This is a genomic window from uncultured Fibrobacter sp. (assembly GCF_937877005.1).
GTDB lineage: Bacteria > Fibrobacterota > Fibrobacteria > Fibrobacterales > Fibrobacteraceae > Fibrobacter.
The window spans coordinates 37938-58051 of the sequence record NZ_CALEFV010000190.1 but is presented as its reverse complement, the minus strand read 5'-3'; the positions used below and the strand labels follow the sequence as shown (position 1 = coordinate 58051).

The window sequence follows — 20114 nt, the reverse complement described above, 5'->3', positions numbered from 1 at the left end:
TGTTCGCATTGAATGTACGATCCAATGTCACGCTGTTAACTACAATATTAGAAGTGATTTCAGTCTCATCATTTCCTGCATAGGTACCGTTGATGACAGCTCTCTTTCCATTTTCATCCGCAAGGATTGTTAAAGCCCCAATCGGCGTTTCTGCAGCCTTAACAGAAATTGAGCCTTTAGAAGATACAATCGTGAAAGATTCAGTAACGTCCATACCGGTTTCATCTTCTATAACCAAAGTACATGATGCCGTCTTTTTCCCATCAGAAACCTTTAGTACCGTGGGAGAAGAAGACGAAGAAATAGTAAATCCCTCGGGGACCTCGCCTTCAACACTACATTCTGCAGCGTGTTCTTTTCCATCATACGGAAATTCTGCCGATACAACCTTTACCGCAATAGTATTATTCTTCAAGACCCAGTGCGGATAGAGGTTTAGCGAGACATTGCTAATTGATTGACCAACACTATATTCAGCCACTTTGCTACCATCGCTTGTGGACCAGCCTTCCTGCGTAAATCCATCACGCGTAAACTGATTCCCTAAAATAGTATGCGACTCGCCATATTTCATTTGTACAATCGGGATAAGATTACCCTTACCATAAGCACCAGCATTGTATGTAATCGTAAAAGCATCGACATTCCATATGGCGTAAAGGGTTTTCTCACCCGTCTCACCAGCAGGAATTGAATTTTTTACATCCGCACCATTGTTTTCTTCAGACCATCCAACAAAATGATGGCCATCCCAATCATTGGGGACATTAAGCGCAAGGCCATCAACTGTATAAGAAGATGCGTTGGTTGCTGAACAATTCTCGTCACAATTCAAAACATAATTTACAAGATAAGATTGCTTAACCCACTTTGCATAAACGGTTATATCACTTGTTATAGGTGTTGTGGAGAAATTAAAAACATTTTTGCATTCAGAGTCATGGCACCAACCATCTAAGACATATCCTACAGCGCTTCCAAATTGTTCTTCAGACAGGCCTTCTATAGTCTGGTTTTCGAGGACCTCAAGATACTTGGAAACCGTGGGGCCATGTCCATTTGAATGGAAAGTAACTATGTACGTAGGGACTTCTGTCCAAACTGCATAGAATGTTCTATTTTCACTTGCATCAGGAAGGGCATCAAGGCCCGTATTTTCGTCAACAAGAGCCTCTTCTACCGAAGGATCTTCATTTGGAGCCCAACCTCTAAAGTAATAATTTTCTCTTGTCGGATTGCCAAATGCGTCACCAATAGAAATTTTCTTACCGCGTTCGATCTTTACGGTCTTTTCATCATCACCACTGATAAATTTTCCGGGCGCAGCACTAAATGTAATCGTATAAACAGGGTTCCATACAGCATAGACCACTTTGTCCTTTGAAGGATTTCCAAGATTTTCCGATTCAGACGCATCCGCAGAAAGAGCCCAACCAATAAAAGCATGGTTTTCACCCCATGTCGGATCATTGACCCCTTCGTTATTGACAACATTGCCAGGCTTTACATATTTGACAAAAGTCGTCCCACCGGCAAATGAACCGCCATTAGCATCGAAGACAATCTTGTAGCCATCTGCGCCATAACCATTCAGAGAAAGACCGTCTTCCCCAGCAGACCACGCACCTTCCTTGGAACAGGATCCGTCTTGTTGTATTTCACCGCCGTTAAGAGTGCATGCTATCAAATCTGAATTTAATTCCGACTCCCCAGAAGGTTCGCCCTTGGTAGTTCCACCCATTGTTGCGCCCACCCCCTTATCAAACATGTCGCTATCATAATAAACATTTTCAAAAGTGGTCAAGCCATTATAATGGTTTCCGACAATGGCGCCTGCATCAGAAACAAAGTATTCTTCCTTTCCATTAATTATTACAGTTCCTTCTCCAACAGCAGAAAGTGTTTCACCGGCATAAACGCAAGACGAAATAGTTACATCACCGTTATAATTTTTCGAATATCCAGCAATTCCCCCAACATAGGCAATACCGCTGGCAGTGATATTTACAGCACTATAACAGTTACTAATCGTTCCGCCGCCATTATTGCCAACAATTCCTCCAACAGCCTGTCCATCACCAATAGTCAGCATCGTTCCCGTAACATAGCAGTTTTCAACCTTACCACCACCACTCTGCCAACCAACAACAGTACCGATGGAAAGCGGGCCCTTAACCGGATCCGTTGTATTGGTAGTACTGTAATTATTACCATAGGCATATACTTGAACATTTTCTAGAATCACATTTTGCACATGTCCCTTAAAGGCTCCGATAAGGCCAAGATTCTGAGCGTATTTTTGCGTAGGGTACTTCTCCAAAAGTTTTTCAGCACTTATGTACAGGTTTCGAATGATATGGCCATTGCCATCAAAATTGACAGCCCTAGCCGTTCCTCCTGCCGCAATGGGGACCCAATAATACCCTTCGCCTTCACCCTTCATATCCAAATCTGCAACCAACTTGGCACAGCCTTCAGCCACATTCTTTGCAAACCAAGCAAGTTGATCAGGCGTTTCAATTTCATAACATTCACCCGTCGGATTATTTGGCGTTTTTTTGCTCACATGATCACGCCACGACCCCATTGCAGCAAACCCCTGGCCGAAAGCGAGCAGAATGATTAAGGCAAAGATCTGATTTAATTTGAATTTGGTATTTTTCATAAGATGGACCTTCTTTTCCATTTATTTATACCCTTTTCCCAACACCTAAATTTAGAAAAATTTACAATCAGGCGAAAAATATAATGTTAAAGTAATATTACAAAAACGTTACATAGTGATATAAACCACTAATCAAGTCGTTATTTTTTCAAATTTTGGACATTTTTCTAGATTTCTGCAAAATTTTTAGCTGACATCTGTATGGTGCAGCGCTATTTTATGAGGATTACTATGCCGAAACTTCGTTCGCTCAAGACTATGGAAGGCCGTGAAATGGCCGGTGCACGCGCCCTGTGGCACGCAACTGGAACCAAGGTGGAAGACTTTGGTAAGCCCGTTATTTGCGTGGTGAACAGCTATACCCAGTTTGTTCCGGGACACGTTCACCTGAAGGACTTGGGCCAGGTGGTCGCCCGCGCGATCGAAGCCGCCGGCGGTGTCGCCAAAGAAATGAACACCATCGCTGTCGATGACGGTATCGCCATGGGCCACGACGGCATGCTCTACAGTTTGCCCAGCCGCGACCTGATTGCGGACTCCACCGAATACATGGCAAACGCCCACCGCGCCGACGCCCTCGTGTGCATCTCCAACTGCGACAAGGTGACTCCGGGTATGCTCATGGCCGCCATGCGCCTCAACATTCCGGCAATCTTCGTGAGCGGCGGCCCGATGGAAGCTGGCCACGTGACCACGAAGGACGGCAAGGACCGTGCCCTCGACCTGATTGACGCCATGATCGATTCCGCCGACAGCTCTGTTTCGGACGAAGACGTGGCCGCCATCGAAGCGAACTCCTGCCCCACTTGCGGTTCCTGCTCCGGCATGTTCACCGCAAACTCCATGAACTCCCTGACCGAAGCGCTGGGCCTTAGCCTACCCGGTAACGGCACCATCGTCGCGACCCACGCCGAACGCAAGAAGCTGTTCGAAGCCGCCGGTAAGCGCATCGTGGAACTCTGCCACCAGTATTACGACTTGAACGACGACAGCATCCTCCCGCGTAGCATCGCCACGAAGGACGCCTTCGAAAACGCCATGCGCCTCGACATCGCCATGGGCGGCTCCTCCAACACCGTGCTCCACTTGCTCGCCGTGGCCCAGGAAGCGGGCGTCGACTTCACCATGAAGGACATCGACCGCCTCTCCCGCAACACGCCGTGCATCTGCAAGGTGGCCCCGACCGTTCACAACATCCACATCGAAAACGTGAACCGCGCCGGAGGCATCATGGGCATTCTCGGTGAACTCGACCGCATGGGCCTGCTCCACAAGGACGCGAAGACCGTCCACGCGAAGACCATGGGCGAAGCTCTCGAAGTAAACGACCTCAAGCGCAACCCGAGCGAAGAAGCCAAGCAGCGCTACCTTGCAGGCCCGGGCCGCAAGTACAACCTGGTCGCCTTCTCCCAGAACTTCATGTACCCAGACCACGACCTCGACCGTGCCACGGGTGCTATCCGCGACGGCGAACACGCCTACACCAAGGACGGCGGCCTCGCTGTTCTGTACGGTAACCTCGCAATCGACGGCTGCATCGTGAAGACCGCTGGCGTCGATGAATCCATCTTCAAGTTCACCGGCCCCGCCGTGGTGTTCGAAAGCCAGGAAGATGCCGTGAAGGGCATTCTCGACCCGAACGTGGTGAAGGCTGGCGACGTGGTCGTGATCCGCTACGAAGGCCCGAAGGGTGGCCCCGGCATGCAGGAAATGCTCTACCCCACCTCTTACCTCAAGAGCCGTCACCTCGGCAAGTCCTGCGCTCTGCTCACCGACGGTCGTTTCTCCGGCGGAACGAGCGGCCTCTCCATCGGTCACGCTTCTCCGGAAGCCGCCAACAAGGGTAACATCGGCCTCGTGCACACGGGCGACGTCATCGAAATCGACATTCCGAACCGCAGCATCAACGTGCAGCTCACCGACGAAGAACTCGCCGAACGCCGCAAGGAAATGGAAGCACGCGGCGCCAAGGCATGGAAACCTGAAAACCGCGACCGCAAGGTGTCCAAGGCATTGCAGGCATACGCCGCCATGGCATCCAGCGCTGACAAGGGTGCCGTGCGCGACCTGTCTCTGATTGGAGTAAAGTAATTCGAGTCTAGCTCCTTCGGCTACGGGCAACGCCCTTCGCTCAGGATGACACACTTAGGATAATATAATGGACTCTTTGCTGAAGCCCTTCATGAATTCCCGCAAGGTGTATGTTCCGGGGAAAATGTACCCGGACATCCGCGTGGGAATGCGCGAAATTTTGACTGAAGACCCCGAAACGCCCGTGGTTCCCGTGTACGACACGAGCGGCCCTTACAGCGATGTAGACGCCAAGCTCGACGTGACGAAGGGCATCGAGCGTTTCCGTGAATCGTGGATTATGGAACGTGGCGACGCCGAACAGCTGGACGACATGACGTCGGCTTATGGACGCGCCCGCCGTGCAAACCACGAGCTCGACCACCTGCGCTTTAACGCCGAGCATCACCCGCTCCGCGCGAAGGCCGGGCACCACTTGACGCAGCTCGACTACGCCCGCAAGGGAATCGTCACCAAGGAAATGGAATACGTGGCCATCCGCGAAAACCAGCGCCTTGACGAACTGCAGGCCCAGGGCAAGATCAAAATTGAAGGCTCCCCCATTACGCCGGAATTCGTGCGCGACGAAATCGCCGCGGGCCGCGCGATTCTGCCGGGGAACATCAACCACCCGGAATGCGAACCGATGATTATCGGCAACCGCTTCCTCACAAAAATCAACAGCAACATCGGAAACTCCGCCATCACCTCTTCTATCGAAGAAGAAGTCGAAAAGATGGCCTGGTCCGTGCGCTGGGGCGCCGACACCGTGATGGACCTTTCCACCGGAAAGCACATCCACGAAACGCGAGAATGGATTATCCGCAACAGCCCCGTCCCTATCGGCACGGTGCCTATTTACCAGGCGCTCGAGAAGGTGAACGGCAAGGCCGAAGAACTCACGTGGGAACTGTACCGCGACACACTCATTGAGCAGGCGGAACAGGGCGTGGACTACTTCACGATTCACGCGGGCCTCTTGCTGGAACACATTCCGCTCACCGCCAAGCGCACCACGGGTATCGTGAGCCGCGGCGGATCCATCCTTGCCCTCTGGCAGATGCGCCACCACCAGCAGAACTTCTTGTACACGCACTTCCGCGAAATCTGCGAGATTCTCGCCGCTTACGACGTTGCCGTTTCTTTGGGCGATGGCCTGCGTCCGGGAAGCCTCGCCGATGCCAACGACGCGGCCCAGTTCGGAGAACTGGACACGCTCGGCGAGCTCACAAAGATTGCATGGGAATACGGCGTGCAGGTGATTATCGAAGGCCCGGGCCACGTGCCCATGCACAAGATTCAGGACAACATGGCGCGCCAGCTCGAAAAGTGCCACGGCGCTCCGTTCTACACGCTCGGCCCCCTCACCACCGACATTGCCCCCGGTTACGACCACATTACGTCGGCCATCGGCGCAGCACAAATCGGTTGGTACGGCACCGCCATGCTCTGCTACGTGACGCCCAAGGAACACCTCGGGCTCCCCGACCGCGACGACGTGCGCGCAGGTGTGGTCACCTACAAGCTCGCCGCCCATGCGGCCGACCTTGCAAAGGGCCATTTCGCAGCGCAGTTCCGCGACGACGCCCTTTCGCGCGCCCGCTTCGACTTCCGCTGGAACGACCAGTTCGCACTATCCCTCGACCCCGAGAAGGCGATGGAATTCCACGACAAGACGCTCCCCGGCAGCCAGGCGAAGGCAAGCCATTTTTGCAGCATGTGCGGGCCGAACTTCTGCAGCATGCGCATTACGCGTGCCGTTCGGAATTTCGTCAAGACCGGCGAAGTAGGTGATGTATAAGCCTAACAGAATAAAAAAACAGGGTCTACCGAACCCTGTTTTTCTATTTTAGATGTGTATAAATAGAAAAGGTTACCCCTATGGAAATCAACAAGGACATTGCCGACATCCGCGCCGCCGAAGCCATTCTTCACAAAAAGAAGAAGTACCTGCTGTGCTATCATAATTTTAACGTGAAAAACTGCAAGAAATCCGCCGAAGAAATTCGAAAGATTGCCGCTGCCGCCGGTTCACCCATCTCGATTGCCGTCGTTCCCTCTATCGGGGGCGTCCCTGAATCCGAAGCCGACGCCTTCCGCGAAGAAATCGGAAAATTCGTGCAGGAAGGCTACGAAATCTTGCTCCACGGTGTGCGCCACAACGCAGACCTGTTCATCAAGCGTAATCCCATCGGCAAGCTCGCGCTCGCCATTTCGCACAACGGGGCCGAATTTGCAGGACTCAACAAGAAACTTTCGCAAATGCTCCTGAACCGAAGCATCGCCCTCTGGAAGGCACACGGCTTTGGCCGCCCATCCGGATTCATTGCCCCGGTCTGGCTCGACAACAAGCACCTCAAGAAGCAGGTGCTCGAAGAATTCAACTTTTACGAAGACATGCTCTACATTTACCGCAAGGTCGGTAAGAAAGTAAAGCAGTCTTTCTCGCAGATTTTGACCTTCTCAATTTTCCCTCAGGCCCTCCTCGGAGCCATGCAGGTCTTCTCGCGCCTCGCCCTCCTTATTTACAGGGGGACCCCTCGCCTAGTGATTCACGCCGGCGACATGAAAGCCATGGGTGAAGAGAATCTGCTCTCACTTGTGAAGTTCGCCTCTAGGCACCGTGAAAAGATCATGTACCAGGATCTATAAGAGACCGGAGAGACACAAATGATACTCAATAGATTCCTAACACGAACCGAGTACTCCTCTTACGAGGATCTCTACGAAAACTTTAAGCTCAATATTCCCGATGACTTTAACTTCGCCTACGACGTGGTCGACGAATACGCGAAGACCGAACCCAAACGCGAAGCTTTAGTCTGGTGCGACGACAACGACGAAAGCCATATCTTTACCTTCAAGGACCTTTCGATTGCCTCGCAGCGCACCGCGAACTTTTTGGTAGAAAAGGGAATCAAGAAGGGCGACCGCGTGATGCTGATTTTGCGCCGTCGCTACGAATTCTGGTTCTTCCTCTTGGCGCTCCACCGCATTGGTGCCATTGCCATTCCGGCAACGAACATGCTCGCCGCCGAAGATCTGGAATACCGCTTTAAGGCCGCCGACATCAAGATGGTCGTCTCTTACGACGATCCGGCGCTTCAAAAGGAAATTGACACCGCCTGCGAACACACGCACATTGTCGAAACCCTCGTGACCATCGGACAGTCCCGTCAAAACTGGATTAGCTTCTACGACGACTACGAAATCTGCCCGCCGAGTTTCCCGCGCCCCACAGGCGATGCAGCCACGCACAACGACGACATCATGATCGTCTACTTTACGAGTGGCACCAGCAGCAACCCGAAAATGGTCGCCCACACCTTCAGCTACCCGCTCGGTCACATCGTGACCGCCATGTACTGGCAGAACGTGATTGACGGAGGCCGCCACTTAACCGTTGCCGAAACCGGTTGGGCCAAGGCGCTCTGGGGAAAGATTTATGGCCAGTGGATTGCAGGTTCTGCCGTATTCACCTACGACATGAACGTGTTCATTCCGGGCAAGTTGCTCGAAAAGATGCAGGAATACAAGGTGACCACCTTCTGTGCGCCGCCGACTGTTTACCGCTACATTTTGCAGCACGGCGTTGAAAAGTACGACCTTTCAAGCCTCAAGTACTGCACCACCGCAGGCGAGGCATTGAACCTCGACATTTACAAGAAGTTCTTCGAAAAGACGGGGCTCCGCCTGCACGAAGGCTACGGCCAGACAGAACTGACGCTCACTACGGGCAACTTCGAATGGATGGAACCGCGCCCGGGTTCTATGGGCAAGCCCTCCCCCGGCTACCGCATGGATATCGTGGATGCCGACGGCAAGAGCTGCGGTCCCGACGAAGTCGGCGAAATCATCATCAAGATTGACGAAGGCAAGCCCTTCGGCATGTTCGGCGGCTACTACCGCGACGAAGAACGCACCCAGAAAGTATTCGAGGGCGGCGTTTACCATACCGGTGACACCGCTACCCGCGACAAGGACGGATTCTTCTGGTTCGTGGGCCGCACCGACGACCTGATCAAGAGCTCCGGCTACCGCATCAGCCCCTTCGAAGTCGAAGAAGTGCTCCACAAGCACCCGGCCGTGCTCGAAGTAGCTGTGACTGGCGTCGAAGACAAGTCCCGCGGACAGGCCGTGAAGGCAACCGTCGTGCTCCAGAAGGGCTACGAAGCCTCGAAGGAACTCGCCAAAGAAATCCAGCTGTTCGCAAAGAACGTGGCCGCCTCTTACAAGAGCCCTCGCATTATCGACTTCGTGTCGGAACTGCCGAAGACCATCAGCGGAAAAATCCGTCGCGCCTCTATCCGCGACAAGGATAAGGAAGACGCAAGTGCAGCTATTGCCGCTAAGGACGCAGCCAACACAGAACAGCCCAAGACCGACGAAAAAGAGAATTAAAATTTAGAGCTAAACAATCAACATTTAAGTATTACATGACAAAAAGACGCGTAGTAATCACCGGTATGGGAGCCGTGACTCCCGTTGGCAAGAACATTAACGATTTTTGGGCAGCCATTCGCGAAGGCAAGTGCGGAGTCGGTCCCATCACCCTTTTTGACGCAAGCAGCTGTCCGGTAAAGATTGCGGCCGAAGTCAAGGACTTTAAGCCCGAAGAACACGATATCGACCCCAAGGAAGCTCGCCGCATGGCCCGCTTCACGCAGTTCCTGCTCGCCGCCTCCAAAGAAGCAGTCAAAGACGCAAGCCTTACGCCCGAAGACCTTGCCCAAGATACCACTGGCATTGTCGCTGGTACAGGCCTCGGTGGCATGGACATTATCGATTCCACCTACACGCAGTACATGAACGGCGGCAAGCGCAAGGTATCGCCCTTGGCCATGCCGCAGCTGATTCCGAACGAAGCGGGCGCAAACGTTTCTATCGCCCTCGGCATTACGGGCCAGGCCCACACGGTCTGCACGGCATGTGCTTCGGGTACTGACGCTATCGGTGTCGCCCTCGACGCTATCCGCTCAGGTCGCCTGGATATCTGCCTTGCCGGTGGTTCCGAAAGCGGCATTACCGATTACAGCATCAAGAGCTTCGCCGGCATGCACGCCCTTACAGACAAATTCAACGACTGCCCGGAAAAGGCCAGCCGCCCGTTCGACTTGAACCGTTCCGGATTCGTGATGGGTGAAGGCGGTGCTGTGCTCATTCTCGAAGAACTGGAACATGCCAAGGCACGCGGAGCAAAGATTTACGCCGAACTCGCTGGCTACGGTGCATCTGCCGACGCTTACCACATCACAAGCCCGCGCCCGGGTGGAGAAACTTGTGCCAAGGCACTTACCCGCGCCATCAAGGACGCAGGCATTGCCCCGACGGACATCGACTACTACAATGCCCACGGAACCTCGACGCATCTGAACGACGCGACCGAAACCGCCATGCTCAAGGTCGCCCTCGGCGAACACGCCTACAAGATCAAGGTGTCGAGCACCAAGAGCATGACCGGCCACTGCGTCGGAGCCGCCGGTGTATGCGAGGCCATCGTCTCGACTCTTGCGATTCGCGACTCGTTCTACCCCGCCACCATCAACTACGAGACTCCGGATCCGGAATGCGACCTCGATTACGTTCCGAACAAGGGAATCGAAGGAAACATTGACGTCGCCGCGTCCGCCTCACTTGGGTTCGGCGGTCACAACGGTGTCGTGATTATTAAGAAATACAAATAGAACTTAGTTGGAAGAACTTAGAGCTTAGAGAAATCTCTAAGCTTGTTCATCAAGCCATCGTTGTAAAATAATCGCAGCGGCCAACTGGTCAATGACCGCCTTATTTTTTTGCTTTTTCTTCTTGCTAAAGTAAGAAGTTTTTTCTTGCGCCTGCACGCTGGAGTAGGATTCGTCCTGCGTGTACACAGGCATGCCCGGGAAACGCGTTTTCAAGTCTTCGATGAACTTCTCCACCACCACGTTCTTGCCGTCTTTACGGCCATCAGGGTGATACGGCATTCCCACCACAAAGGCGTCTACCTTGTTGATTTTCACGAGTTCATCAAGACGCACGAACAAATTCGTCGTCTTCTGATCAATCGTTTCTCGCGAAAAGGCCATACGGAACTCGGAGTCGGCAAAAGCGACCCCGACGCGGTGTTCACCATAGTCAAGCGCAAGGTAGTTCATAGAGCGAAATATAGCAATAAAGAATAGCGGTAGACTCGGTGAAAAAATGGTCGCCAAGCGCGGGAAAAATTTCCCTTTTTACATTTTCTTGATTTTCGGCAATTTTGCACATCTCGTCGCTTTTCCGAGCTCCAATATCTAGGGTTTTTGTACATTTTTCTATCTTTGAACCCACTATGAGCAATTTGAAGAACGATTTATGGGTCGGCGTGGACGTTGGTTCCACCACCGTGAAGATCGCGGTCGTCGATCCAGAGACCAACAAGCTTTTGCATTATACTTACCAGCGCCACAACGCTATGCAGGCACAGAAGGTTTTCGAAGTGCTGCGCGAGGCGCACGGACTTTTCCCCGACAAGAATTTCAGAGTCGCCTTCTGCGGCAGTGGCGGTCAGCCCTTCGCCGAAGCCACCCACGCCTTCTTTGTACAAGAAGTCGTGGCAAACGCACTCGCGGTGCGCGCCACCTATCCCGAATCCCGAGTCGCTATTGAACTCGGTGGTCAAGACGCCAAAGTCGTTTTCTTCGAAAAAGACAAGACCACCGGCAAGCTCATTGCCTCTGACATGCGTATGAACGGCGTGTGCGCCGGCGGTACGGGTGCATTTATCGACCAGGTGGCCGAACTTCTGCGCATCAAGACCGAAGCCTTCGAAGGCTTTGCCAAGCGTGGCCAGAAGGTCTACGAAATTTCGGGCCGTTGCGGCGTGTTCGCGAAAACCGACATCCAGCCGATGCTCAACAACGGCATCGCCAAGGAAGACATCGCCCTTTCCAGCTTCCATGCCATTGCCAAGCAGACCATCGGTGGCCTTGCCCAGGGTATGGAAATCAAGCCGCCCGTGATTTTTGAAGGTGGCCCGCTCACGTTCAACCCGACGCTTGTCCGCGCCTTCAAGGAACGCCTGGGCATTAACGACGAACAGGCCATTGTGCCGGAACACTCCGAAGTGCTCGTAGCCATGGGTGCAGCCCTTTCCTTGGGTTCCATGTTTGCCGACCAGGAATGCTTCTACCGCAAGGAAGGTTCCCTGGACGCGCTCATCCACTTTAACGAAACCCGCCAGGCCGAAAACAAGGCCAAGGCCGCGGCCGACTTGTTCTTCAAGAACGAAGCCGAATACAAGATGTTCCTCGAAGAACACAAGATGGCCGGCAACCACTACCCGCAGCCCGTATCGGGCTCTACGCTCAACGTGTACCTGGGTATCGACGCGGGCTCTACCACCACGAAGTTTGTGCTCATGGACGAGAACGAAAACATCGTGGACGGTTTCTACGCAAGCAACAATGGCGAACCGCTGCAGGTGCTCAAGAACGCCCTCAACGAACTCAGCGACCGCTACGAAGAATACGGCTGCAAGCTCAACATTCTCGGTGTCGGTACGACCGGTTACGGCGAACAGCTGTTTGCGAAGGCCGTGCATGCCGACTTCCACACAGTGGAAACGGTGGCTCACGCCAACGCCGCCCAGAAGATTTGCCCCGACGTAAGCTTTATCCTCGACATCGGTGGCCAGGACATGAAGGCCATCTCCGTGCAAGACGGCGTGGTCACGGGTATCATTCTGAACGAAGCATGCTCTTCCGGTTGCGGTTCGTTTATCGAAACCTATGCCCGCAGCCTCGGCATTCCGATGGAAAAGATTGCAGAACTCGCGTTCAACGCAAAGAGCCCCTCTCAGCTGGGTTCCCGCTGCACCGTGTTCATGAACAGCTCCATCATCACGGAACAGCGCGACGGCAAGCAGCCCGAAGACATTATCGCAGGTATCTGCCGCTCCATTATCAATAACGTTTTCACGAAGGTGATTCGTATCCGTAACCTGAACACACTCGGCAAGAAGGTGGTGGTGCAGGGCGGTACGTTCAAGAACAACGCCGTTCTCCGCGCCTTCGAACAGTACACAGGCCTCAAGCCAATCCGTCCGGAACGCCCGGGCGAAATGGGCGCTATCGGTATCGCCCTCCTTACCAAGAAATTCATGGAAGAAAAGCGCAAGACCGAACCGGAACTCAAGAGCCGCTTTATCGGGCTTGACGCCATGAAGACCTTCAGCTGGCACAACCAGCCGGGTCAGCTCTGCCAGTACTGCACCAACCATTGCTCGCGCACCATCGTGACCTTTAGCGATGGCCAAAGCTTCGTGACGGGTAACCGCTGCGAACGCGGCGAAGTCACCGCCGATCCGAACGATCCGAAGACCAAGGCGCTCATCGCCGAAATCAACAAGAAGATGCAGTCCGTGCCCGACATGATCAAGCGCACGAACCAGCTCTTGGTCAAGGACTACGCTCCGGCAAAGCTCGTCGAAAACAACGGCAAGACCATCGGTATTCCGCGAGTGCTCGAATTCTGGGCATCACTCCCGTTCTGGAAGGCCTTCTTTACGAGCCTCGGCTACACCGTCGTGGTGAGCCGCCAGAGCGACTACAAGATGTTCGAAGCGGGGCTCCACAGCGTGCCCAGCGACACCGTGTGCTTCCCGGCAAAGCTTGTACATGGCCACGTGCTCAGCCTCATCGAAAAGAAGGTGAACCGCATCTTCTTCCCCATGATGGTTGCGGTTCCCAGCGACCACACCAAGTTCACCGCCACCTCCGTTTGCCCCGTAGTGCAGGCCTACCCGAACGTTTGCAAGAACACCGATGAGCCCGAAAAGAATTACGGCGTACCCATGGACCAGCCGATTTTCCACTGGTTCAACGCCAAACTCCGTCGCAGCCAGACCATCGACTGGTTCCACGAACACTGGAAGCTCGACAAGAAGCTTTTGGACAAGGCCGTTACCGAAGGCGAGAAGGCGCTCAACAACTACCGCACCACGCTCCTTGAAGAAGGTCAGAAGATTTTGGACGATGTTCGCGCAAAGAACACCTTTGCCGTGGTGATTGCAGGCCGCCCCTACCATGCGGACACGCTCATCAACCACAACATCGCAAGCCACTTTACCGCCATGGGCATTCCGGTGCTGACCACCGAATCGCTCCCCGGCGTATACGATCAGGATGTGCCGAGCCACACCCGTATCGAAATCAAGAACACCTTCCACCTGCGCATGATTGGTGCCACCATGATTTCCGCGAAGGATCCGAACATCGAACTTGCTCAGATCGTGAGCTTCGGTTGCGGACACGACTCGATTTTGACCGACGAAATGATGCGCATGCTGCACCTTGATTCCAACAAGGAAATGCTCATGCTCAAGCTCGACGAAGGCGATGCCCGCGGCCCCGTGGGAATCCGCGTCAAGAGCTTTATCGAAACGGTAAAGGCCCGCCGCGCAGCGAACCTGCCCGACAAGCCCGAAAGCAACGAACCGCTATTCCATACGCCGTTCTTGCCCGAAGACAAGAAGCGCCGTCGCATTCTGACGCCGAACCTCTCCCCCGCCTTCTCCGTACTCGCCAGCGAATACATGAAGCGCGAAGGATTCATCGCCGAATACCTGCCCGTGGCCGACAAGGAAGCCATCGAACTCGGCAAGAAGTACGTGCATAACGACATCTGCTTCCCCTGCCAGGTGAACATCGGCGAAGCGCTCCACTGGCTCGTCGATCACCCCGAAGTTCCGCAGAACCAGGTTTCCATGTGCCTTGCCAAGAACTGCGAAAACTGCCGCGCCGTGCAGTACGCAGTACTCGCCCGTAAGGCTCTTGACGAAGCCGGTTTCAAGGATGTCACCATCATTACGACCGGCGTGGACTACAAGGGCATGCATCCGGGCTTCCAGCTGGGTCTCGACTTTAGACTCCACATGCTGTGGGGCCTCGTGACCATGGACGCTATCGAAACCATGTACCGCGCCGTTCGCCCGTACGAAGTGAACGCTGGCGACACCCAGAAGGTTTACGACGAATGGATGCCGAAGGTGATTGGCGTTGCAGGCCACCTCTCCACCATGCAACTCGTGCGCCCCTCCAAGCTCATCGAAGTCTTTGAACAGTGCATCGAAGCATTCAACGGTATCGAAATCACCGAAGAACGCAAGAAGGGCATCCGCAAGCCGCGCGTTGCCGTGCTTGGCGAAATCTTGATGAACTACCACCCGAGTGCAAACGGCTTTGTAGAAAACTACCTGATGAACAACGGCATGGAAGTCTACCTGCCGGGCATGACGGACTTCTTCCGCGTCGACGAAGTGGTTCGCGAAGAAAAGATCAAGCGCGGATTCTCTGCAAACCCGATGATGGACCGTCTCGAAGGCGGCGTGACCTCCAAGGTCTATACACACGCTGTAGAAACCGCTCGCAAGTCCATGCACAAGTTCAAACTGTACGAACATCATGCAGACTGCGTGGAACTCAAGGACTACGTGTCCGATATCATCGACCCCACCTACAACACGGGTGAAGGCTGGATGATTCCGGGCGAAATCCTGTACAACTCGAAACACGGAATCAACAGCTACATCATTCTGCAGCCGTTCGCATGCCTTGCCAACCACATCTCTGGCCGTGGCCTCACCAAGGCTGTGAAGGAACGTTGCCCGCACATCCAGGTGCTGAGCCTCGACTACGACCCGGATACGAGCTTTGCGAACATCGAAAACCGCCTGCAGATGCTCATCATCAACGCCCGTGAACTCGAAAAAGCGAACCAGCAATAGCCCACAACCAATAACCTAGAACACAAAGTAAATGCTCAACGTTTCTAATGTCAGTCTTCAATACGGTAGCCGCGTCCTCTTCAAGGAAGTGAACCTTTCCTTCAAGCGCGGCAACTGCTACGGAGTCATCGGTGCGAACGGCGCCGGAAAATCTACCTTCCTGAAAATCCTTTCGGGCGAACTCGAACCCAACACCGGTGAAGTCACCAAGGACCCGGGCGAACGCATCGCCGTCCTCAAGCAGGACCACTTCGCCTACGAACAGAATACCGTTCTCGAAACCGTCATGATGGGCTTCCCCGAACTCTACGAACTCGGCAAGAAACGCGACGAACTCTACGCGCTCCCCGAAATGACGGAAGAACAGGGCATGCAGGCCATGGAAATCGAGACCCGCTTCGGCGAAATCGGTGGCTACGAAGCGGATTCCAACGCCGCAGTGCTTTTGAAGGGCCTCGGCATTCCCGAAGAATTCCACTACAGCCTCATGGCCGACTTGGACGCAGGCCTCAAGGTGCGCGTGCTCCTCGCCCAGGCACTGTTCGGCAACCCGGACATTCTGCTGCTTGACGAACCGACGAACCACTTGGACTTGGAAACCGTCGGCTGGCTCGAAGATTACTTGGAACGCTTCGAAAACATCGTGATTGTGGTGAGCCATGACCGTCACTTCCTCAACGCGGTCTGCACTCACACTTGCGATATCGACTACGGCAAGATCAACATTTACGGCGGTAACTACGAATTCTGGTATGCAGCAAGCCAGCTCGCCCAGAAGCAGCGCAAGGACCAGAACCGCCGCGCCGAAGAAAAGATCGAAGAACTCAAGGCGTTCATCCGCCGCTTCGCTTCTAACGCCGCCAAGGCCAAGCAGGCCACCTCCCGTAAGAAGCTCCTCGACAAGATGACCGTCGAAGAAATGCCGGCCTCCAGCCGTAAGTTCCCGTGGGTCAACTTCAAGATGGACCGCGAGCCGGGCAAGATCGTGCTCGAAGTCAAGAACGCCACCATCGATGGCGGCGACGGCATTATCTGCAAGAACTTCGACTTTAGCCTGAACAGTGGCGACAAGGTGGCCCTCGTCGGTGAATACGACACGCTCAAGACCGCCTTCTTCCAGCTCATCGCCGAAGAAACCAAGGCACCCGATGGCGTTCTCAAGTGGGGCAACACCATCAGCTACAGCTACTTCCCCAAAAACAACGACGCCTACTTCGGTACGGACCTCTCCCTGGTGGATTGGCTGCGCCAGTACAGCAAGGAACAGGACGAAACCTTCATTCGCGGATTCCTCGGCCGCATGCTCTTTACCGGTGAAGAAGCCCTCAAGAGCGCGAACGTGCTTTCCGGTGGCGAAAAGGTGCGCTGCATGCTCAGCCGCATGATGCTCAGCAACGCGAACTGCCTCTTGCTCGACGAACCGACAGCACACCTCGACTTGGAAGCCATCACCGCCCTCAACAACGGCCTCACCGCCTTCCAGGGCCCGATTATCTTCTGCTCCCAGGACCACGAATTCGTGCAGACGATTGCGAACCGCGTGCTGGAGTTGACGCCCGACGGCGTGCTGGACCGTAGCATTACCTTCGATGAATGGCTGGAGTCCAAAAAGAAGAAAAAATAAAGTTTCTAATTTGAAAAGAATCCCGCTCAATGAGCGGGATTCTTTCATTTATCAAAAGCGTTTTATTTTACCGCGTCACAATCACGCGGTTTGCGAACAGCACCTTCTTGCCGTTATCGACTCGAACAAAATAGCTGCCCTTGGCACGCACCAGTTCCTTGAGCGGTACCGAGGCAGAGCTGCTGTAATAGCGGCTAGAAATTTTCTTGCCACGCATGTCGAACACGCTCACGCGAGCAACGGTTGCATTCAGGCGAAGCTCCAGATTGCCGTTTGCATAAGTTACTGAAGCGGAAGCCATGACCTTTGCAGACGGAGCAACCTTTGTCGTACCATCGGAATTGGACGTTCCCATGTTCCAGTCGCTCGGAACACGGGCAGCAATGCCGCGACCAGCCGTACTCATGTACACAACGCCATAAGTATTCATGTCGCCCATCACGAATTCGCCGTTTGCAAGGCCGCCGTATTCGTGACCGTCGTCATTGACGCGAGTCCAGGTTTTACCCTTATCGTCAGAGCCGAACACACCCGTCACTTTACCGATAGTTGCAAACACATAAATCGCCGGGTAGCCGCCCTTTTCCTTGGGAGCGCCAAAGCCCACCGCTTCGCAGTAACCGACACCTTCAACCGCAGTCCAGGTGGCACCACCATCGGCCGAATGCAACAGCTTTCCGCTTGCCGGCGTTCCGTTCGACGGATCCTGAATAGCGACAGGCAACCACAAATCGCCCTCAAAGCCCGGAATGGCACGGAACTTCTTGAACGCGCTTTCGCCCGGCGTACTCACGGCCTTGAAACTTGCGCCCGCATCGGTACTCTTATAGAACTTGCCATCCGCCTTGGTATAGGCGTAGAACACGTCGTCGTTTTCAGGGTCACCCACCACGTAGGCCGTGTTGTCGATACCCGACACCTTTTCCCAAGTCGTGCCGTTGTAATTGCGGTAGACATCGGTTGTTCCTTCCATCGGAACCCAGATGGTGTAAGTACCTTTTGCCGAAAGAGCTACCGTGCCCTTAGCCGCTTTTTCGTCAGGTCCTGTATAAGTTTCCACCGTCCAAGTCTTGCCCGAGTCAAGGGAATACTGCACCGGGGCAATGGGAATTGCATTGTACTGGCCTTCATAGGCGCGCTTGTCAGCCACCTTTGCAAGCTTACCGCTCTTGGGAGCGTAAGCGAGGCCCTGCGTCGTACCCAGCGATACATTAGAGCCGCCCACATTCGTCTGGTGCCTAAAAGCGGGATATTTTGCGATGTCATCGTGACGGAATCCGTCGTAGTCACCGATGATCGAAATCATCGGGCCACCCGGAATGCTCACCACTTCAAAGGGCACCGTTTCTTCGACACCATGTGCCGAGAAATGCCACACCTGGTTCATGGTGAGCTGCGGTTCTTCCCAAGAATTCTCCGCTTCCTTATACACATAATCGCTCAGGTTGTCACAGCGGAAAATACCGTTACCCGAAGTCACAAAGACGCGGTTGTTGTCGAACGGATCCATGGCAACGCTACCGGACCAGTGGATAGAACCGTTATGCATCCAGCCAATTCCGTTGGCATCCATCTGCTGAGTAGTCGGGTAAACGCCACCTTCCATCCAGTAATACTTGAAGCTTGCAATCCAGGTTTTGCCGCCGTCGGTCGTGTGGTAAATGTTAGTACCCCACTGGTCGCTCCACTTGCCGCTGGTATCGCTCGTGGCCGTGTACCAGAACTGCGGACCGCGATAGCCTTCGGTGGTCACCACCATTTCGTTTGCATTTTTCGGATTGATGGCTATGCCACCATAAGGGGCAATGTAGGGGTAATATTCTTCGCAGGTCTTGCCGGTGCCGCCAGCCGCTTCGCAGTCGACCATGCCTTTCACATCCACCTTGTCGTACTTGGCATCGCCACCTTCGTCCAGATAGTTTTCCGGAGAAACATCGGACCAAGTCGCCGATGCCACATCAAGCTGCAGCACCGCACCGCGACCGAAGCCGTCGTAAATCATGCCCCAGCCTTCGTCCCACATCATGGAATGCGGCCCAGCGCCGTCAGCAAAGGTCACCGTCATCGTTTTACCGTCGCCCGAAACCACCGCACGCTGCGGCATCAGGCGCACAATGCTTCCGCCGGCCGTGCTGCGCAGTTTGTCAGGAATCGGGAGCGCCTTCCAGCTTGCACCGCCATCGGTCGAGGTGAACACATTTTCAAACGTACCCTTGGCCGTCGTCCCTTCGCGCAAGAATCCGGCGTAAAGCACCTTGGAGCTGCCCGGAGCGTACTGCACAAAACTGAATCCCGAACCGTTCCACGTCGTATCGCTCCCGGCAGCCTTGGTCCACGCATCCACATGGCTCCAGCTCGAACCATTATCCGTCGATTTCCAGAGGCCCTTATTCTTGGAGCCATAGAACATAATCTTCGAATCGTTCGGGTCGACCGCCAAGGCTTCACCGTTTCCGCGGCCCATGCCGTTACCATGTGCACCGAAGCGTGCCACCTTGGTACCCTTGGTTCCGTCTTCGTCCCAAGTGTAAATTACTTCCCAGGATTCGCCCTTGTCGCTACTGCGGAGGAACGCCGTACGGCCGTTGTTCCAGTAACTGGTCCCCGCCACCATATACACAACGCCCGATTCCTGCGGGTCAACGGCAATGGCCTCGATTCCCAAAAGGCCTCGCTCGGAAACATCGACCCAGTCCATCATCGATTCCCAGCGGGCCGTCGATTCGTTCCAGCGGTAAGCGCCGCCCACGTCGGTACGGGCATAGAACAGGCCCTTGTCTACCGGAGAGGCTATCACGGCGGAGACGAAACCGCCCCCGCCCATGCTCACATTGCTCCAGCTGAAATCAGCCGCCTTTTCAGCAGCATAAGCAGACGTCACCGGCGTCCCCATCACGGCACACAGGCAAAGTCCAAAAGCACCAAACAATCCTTTTTTCATAAATTTATCCCTAAACCACAATGGGCAACAGGCCCTTGCATCCAATTCAAAAATATAATTCAGCCATAAA

The 20114-nt window shown here is 54.2% G+C and carries 10 protein-coding genes; 7 read left to right on the top strand and 3 right to left on the bottom strand.

Features of this window, described 5'->3' with window-relative positions; translation table 11 throughout:
• On the bottom strand, positions 1-2686 hold a 2686-nt coding region (locus tag Q0628_RS08960), incomplete at its 3' end, for an InlB B-repeat-containing protein (protein ID WP_298770257.1).
• Between the two features lie 210 nt (positions 2687-2896).
• On the opposite strand from Q0628_RS08960, the gene ilvD reads away from it, so the two are divergent.
• From ilvD to fabF, 5 genes are all read left to right on the top strand, one after another.
• A complete protein-coding gene (ilvD, locus tag Q0628_RS08955; RefSeq protein WP_298770256.1) occupies positions 2897-4756 on the top strand; it encodes a dihydroxy-acid dehydratase in 1860 nt (619 codons plus the stop codon).
• Between the two features lie 67 nt (positions 4757-4823).
• Positions 4824-6536, top strand: coding sequence for a phosphomethylpyrimidine synthase ThiC (gene thiC, locus Q0628_RS08950; protein WP_298770253.1), 1713 nt, complete (start codon positions 4824-4826; stop codon positions 6534-6536).
• Positions 6537-6616: 80 nt separating this feature from the next.
• Positions 6617-7387 (top strand): DUF2334 domain-containing protein, encoded by a 771-nt coding sequence (locus Q0628_RS08945; protein WP_298770250.1) that lies wholly within the window; start codon positions 6617-6619, stop codon positions 7385-7387.
• Positions 7388-7405: 18 nt separating this feature from the next.
• A complete protein-coding gene (locus tag Q0628_RS08940; protein WP_298770248.1) occupies positions 7406-9136 on the top strand; it encodes an AMP-binding protein in 1731 nt (576 codons plus the stop codon).
• 35 nt (positions 9137-9171) lie between these two features.
• Entirely contained in the window at positions 9172-10419 is a 1248-nt protein-coding gene (fabF, locus tag Q0628_RS08935; RefSeq protein WP_298770246.1) for a beta-ketoacyl-ACP synthase II, read from the top strand.
• Between the two features lie 36 nt (positions 10420-10455).
• Here fabF and ruvX read toward each other — a convergent pair whose 3' ends face one another.
• Entirely contained in the window at positions 10456-10869 is a 414-nt protein-coding gene (ruvX, locus tag Q0628_RS08930; RefSeq protein ID WP_072978821.1) for a Holliday junction resolvase RuvX, read from the bottom strand.
• A 176-nt stretch (positions 10870-11045) separates the two neighbouring features.
• Between ruvX and Q0628_RS08925 the strand changes: the two genes are divergently transcribed.
• Complete coding sequence (locus Q0628_RS08925) at positions 11046-15479, top strand: acyl-CoA dehydratase activase (protein WP_298770242.1); 4434 nt, start codon at positions 11046-11048, stop codon at positions 15477-15479.
• Between the two features lie 31 nt (positions 15480-15510).
• Positions 15511-17103, top strand: a complete 1593-nt coding sequence (locus Q0628_RS08920; RefSeq protein WP_298770240.1) for an ATP-binding cassette domain-containing protein — start codon at positions 15511-15513, stop codon at positions 17101-17103.
• Positions 17104-17170: 67 nt separating this feature from the next.
• On the opposite strand, the gene Q0628_RS08915 is transcribed toward Q0628_RS08920, so the two are convergent.
• Entirely contained in the window at positions 17171-20044 is a 2874-nt protein-coding gene (locus Q0628_RS08915; RefSeq protein WP_298770238.1) for a T9SS type A sorting domain-containing protein, read from the bottom strand.
• Positions 20045-20114 lie beyond the last annotated feature (70 nt).

Excerpts from the sequence above, each read along its gene's own strand:
- Q0628_RS08945 (WP_298770250.1), top strand. The coding sequence starts at position 6,617 with ATGGAAATCAACAAGGACATTGCCGACATCCGCGCCGCCGAAGCCATT.
- ruvX (WP_072978821.1), bottom strand. The coding sequence starts at position 10,869 with ATGAACTACCTTGCGCTTGACTATGGTGAACACCGCGTCGGGGTCGCT.
- Q0628_RS08940 (WP_298770248.1), top strand. The coding sequence starts at position 7,406 with ATGATACTCAATAGATTCCTAACACGAACCGAGTACTCCTCTTACGAG.
- fabF (WP_298770246.1), top strand. The coding sequence starts at position 9,172 with ATGACAAAAAGACGCGTAGTAATCACCGGTATGGGAGCCGTGACTCCC.
- thiC (WP_298770253.1), top strand. The coding sequence starts at position 4,824 with ATGGACTCTTTGCTGAAGCCCTTCATGAATTCCCGCAAGGTGTATGTT.
- ilvD (WP_298770256.1), top strand. The coding sequence starts at position 2,897 with ATGCCGAAACTTCGTTCGCTCAAGACTATGGAAGGCCGTGAAATGGCC.
- Q0628_RS08915 (WP_298770238.1), bottom strand. The coding sequence starts at position 20,044 with ATGAAAAAAGGATTGTTTGGTGCTTTTGGACTTTGCCTGTGTGCCGTG.
- Q0628_RS08920 (WP_298770240.1), top strand. The coding sequence starts at position 15,511 with ATGCTCAACGTTTCTAATGTCAGTCTTCAATACGGTAGCCGCGTCCTC.
- Q0628_RS08925 (WP_298770242.1), top strand. The coding sequence starts at position 11,046 with ATGAGCAATTTGAAGAACGATTTATGGGTCGGCGTGGACGTTGGTTCC.